The 2,935-nt window shown below is 61.4% G+C and carries 5 protein-coding genes; 4 read left to right on the forward strand and 1 reads right to left on the reverse strand.

Features of this window, described 5'->3' with window-relative positions; translation table 11 throughout:
* Positions 1 to 108: 108 nt before the first annotated feature.
* The gene (locus ABR948_RS29335; RefSeq protein WP_428124789.1) at positions 109 to 933 is read right to left on the reverse strand and encodes a sterol desaturase family protein; all 825 of its coding nucleotides are present in this window, start codon (positions 931 to 933) and stop codon (positions 109 to 111) included.
* A gap of 304 nt (positions 934 to 1,237) precedes the next feature.
* On the opposite strand from ABR948_RS29335, the gene ABR948_RS29340 reads away from it, so the two are divergent.
* The 4 genes from ABR948_RS29340 to ABR948_RS29355 all read left to right on the forward strand — a co-directional run.
* On the forward strand, positions 1,238 to 1,375 hold the full coding sequence (locus ABR948_RS29340; protein WP_428124791.1) for a hypothetical protein: 138 nt from the start codon (positions 1,238 to 1,240) through the stop codon (positions 1,373 to 1,375).
* 83 nt (positions 1,376 to 1,458) lie between these two features.
* Positions 1,459 to 1,983 (forward strand): A24 family peptidase, encoded by a 525-nt coding sequence (locus tag ABR948_RS29345; protein WP_428124793.1) that lies wholly within the window; start codon positions 1,459 to 1,461, stop codon positions 1,981 to 1,983.
* A 142-nt stretch (positions 1,984 to 2,125) separates the two neighbouring features.
* Entirely contained in the window at positions 2,126 to 2,281 is a 156-nt protein-coding gene (locus tag ABR948_RS29350) for a hypothetical protein (protein WP_428124795.1), read from the forward strand.
* A 16-nt stretch (positions 2,282 to 2,297) separates the two neighbouring features.
* On the forward strand, positions 2,298 to 2,935 hold a 638-nt coding region (locus ABR948_RS29355), incomplete at its 3' end, for a pilus assembly protein N-terminal domain-containing protein (RefSeq protein WP_428124797.1).

Genomic DNA, 2,935 nt, shown 5'->3' on the forward strand with positions numbered 1-2,935 from the left:
ATAGCTATCCGGACTCGAGACCTGACCGGGCCAATCTGAGCTTAATAGATGAACGAACTGCAAATCGGGAGCCGACAAGGCGACGGATATGGAATGTCGCTCCGGGTGCTATTGCCGGAACGGATAGGCCAGCTGTCCGGCAATCTCGGACGGGATTCCCTGATCGTCCACGCCATATTGTTCCGGGAGTCTGTTTTCCGGCATCCGGAAAGTTCCAAAAAGAATATCCCAGATCGGAAACGTCCCGGCAAAGTTGGTGTTGCCGCCCTCTTCGAGCGAGGTGTGATGCCAGCGGTGGAAGACCGGCGTCGCCAGCACGTATTTGAACGGACCAAGCGTCCAGTTGAGATTGGCGTGCACGAATGCCGAATGGAATGTCGTGAACGGGCCGACCCAGATCATGATGTTCGGCGAGATGCCGGCCATCAGCAAGATGACGTCGACCATGATGGTGCCGAGAAACAGGTTGGCCGGGTGGAAACGCGCCGCCGAAATCCAGTCCAGTTCTTCCGAGGAATGATGGATCGCGTGATATTTCCAGAAACCGCCGCCGTGAAACAACCGGTGCAGCCAGTACAGCATGAAATCGGACAACACCAGGAACAGCAGCCCCTGTAACCACAGCGGCAGCGCGGACAGCGGACCATGGCCATTGTCGTAAAAGGCAATCAGCTCGTCGGCATCATGAATCCCGAAGACCACGCTGGCACCGAGCACCAGCAAGCCGATCCGCAGCACGCGCGCGAACAATGGAACGAAGAACCAGTAGCAGATATCGGTGATCAGTTCGCGCTTGCGCCACCAGGGTGTGGCGGCATTGCAGGCCCAGAAGTGGGTCAGCACCGAGAACACCAGCGCCAGCACGATCGTGATCGGGACCACCTTGGCGATCGTCGAGCCGAACATCGTGAGGACTTCGAGGGTTAAGGACATGGCCGCCTCATCTGAACAGGTGCTCAGGGATACCCTTTCGCGACTTAAGGAGCCGTAAAGCAGACCCTTCGACGCCGTCGTTCGAGGCAGGCTTACGCAACCGAATGAGCTGCACCGCAATCTGTCCGGCGCTGCGACGACGCCACGGCCACGGCGCCGAGAACGCCGGCCAGACGATCCCTGGTTAATCCGGCGTTAGAGGTTTCGATAAAAGGTGATGGTCCGGCGGCAGATACCGGATGAGGGTGACGACCCTCGCCTGCACGGCTCGCCCGCCTTCGATCTGTTCTCGTTGAGTATGAATATGCGTAAGCCTGCTTCCGTTTCGGCCGCGAACAAGGATCCGGCAGCGGTTTCGCCTGATGCGCCGACGGAACTGGTTTGCCTGGCGCTGGCGCTGGCGCTTCTCGCCTTGTTGGCCCGGATCGCGAGCCTGTGGTGATACGGCTGCCCGTTTCCCGATTGTTCATCTCTGGCCCCTAGGCTCGCAACCCGACCCTCCACAGCCGCGGGCAACGGACAGCCATGATTCTCGACATTGCACGCCTCCTGCTATTTCCGGCCCTGATGGCGTTTGCGGCGGCGAGCGACCTGTTCACCATGACGATTTCCAACCGGGTGTCGCTGGCGCTGGCGGCGGGCTTCCTGATACTCGCCCTCCTGAGCGGCATGGGACTTTACGATATCCTCTTGCATCTGGGTGCCGGCGCCGCCGTGCTCGCGGCGGCTTTTGCTTGCTTTGCCATGGGTTGGGTCGGCGGCGGAGATGCCAAGGTGGCGGCCGGCGCGGCACTTTGGTTCGGCTTTGGCCATCTGATGACCTATCTGGTCTATGCATCGCTGTTCGGCGGCGTCCTGACGCTGTTACTGCTCGAGTTCCGGCAATGGCCGCTGCCTTACGCGCTTTCCGGCCAGGCCTGGCTGCTCCGGCTGCACGCCAAGGAAACCGGCATTCCCTACGGCATCGCGCTCGCGATCGGGGCGTTGATGATCTACCCGGAAACGGAATGGATCAGGGCGGTCGACCTGACGCACTTCGTCGCTCGCTGACCCCCAACCGCGCGCTGACCTCAAAGTAAACCCGCCGTTAAGGCGATTTAGATACGCCTCATTAACCATGCTTTGACGAATAGCTGGTCAACTCGCGTCACGGCGGCGGAAGCGTCGCGGCGTAATGTGGAAAGTGAAGCGTATGAATACCGCACGCATTGTCGTCCTGACCATCGTTGTCGGTGTCGGCGGCATCGCCGCATTGCCCGCCGACCGGTCCGACAACACGCTTCCCCCGACTGACAGCATCAATGTGGATCGCGACGGCGTCTTTGGCCCGGTCGAGACACAGACGTGACCAAAGGACGCGCGATATGAAATACAGGGAAAATCAGCTGCTGCGGACTTTCGTGGTCCGCGCCCTGTCGTTTTCGGCCGCGGCGGCGATGACGTTCAACCCGGCCATGGTCCCGGCTGTGGCGGGCGACAATCGTGCCACCGCGGCGCCGGCCGCCGTCGACGGGCAGATGAACGCGCGGTTTCTTGCGCTCGGCATCGGCAAGTCGATCGTGATCGATTTACCGCGTGACATCAAGGATGTGCTGGTCGCCGATCCCAAGATAGCAAACGCCGTCGTCCGCTCCGCCCAGCGCGCCTATATTATCGGCGCCGCGGTCGGGCAGACCAACATCGTCTTCTTCGATTCGTCCGGCCAGCAGATCGCGGCCTATGACATCGCCGTCAAACGGGACCTCAACGGCCTGCGCGCCGCGCTGAAGCAGGCGCTGCCGAACGCCGATATCCAGATCGAAGGCGTCGGCGAAAGCGTGATGCTGTCCGGCTCGGCCGCGAGCCCGATTGAGGCGCAACAGGCCGGCGATCTCGCCGCGCGGCTCGCAGGCGGCACCGACAAGGTCGTCAACTCCATTATTGTCCGCGGCCGCGATCAGGTGATGCTGAAGGTAACGGTCGCCGAGGTCGCGCGATCGATCATCAAGCAGATGGGCGTCGA

This window comes from Bradyrhizobium sp. (assembly GCF_050014615.1).
Lineage (GTDB): Bacteria > Pseudomonadota > Alphaproteobacteria > Rhizobiales > Xanthobacteraceae > Bradyrhizobium.

Excerpts from the sequence above, each read along its gene's own strand:
- ABR948_RS29335 (WP_428124789.1), bottom strand. The coding sequence starts at position 933 with ATGTCCTTAACCCTCGAAGTCCTCACGATGTTCGGCTCGACGATCGCC.
- ABR948_RS29340 (WP_428124791.1), top strand. The coding sequence starts at position 1,238 with ATGCGTAAGCCTGCTTCCGTTTCGGCCGCGAACAAGGATCCGGCAGCG.
- ABR948_RS29345 (WP_428124793.1), top strand. The coding sequence starts at position 1,459 with ATGATTCTCGACATTGCACGCCTCCTGCTATTTCCGGCCCTGATGGCG.
- ABR948_RS29350 (WP_428124795.1), top strand. The coding sequence starts at position 2,126 with ATGAATACCGCACGCATTGTCGTCCTGACCATCGTTGTCGGTGTCGGC.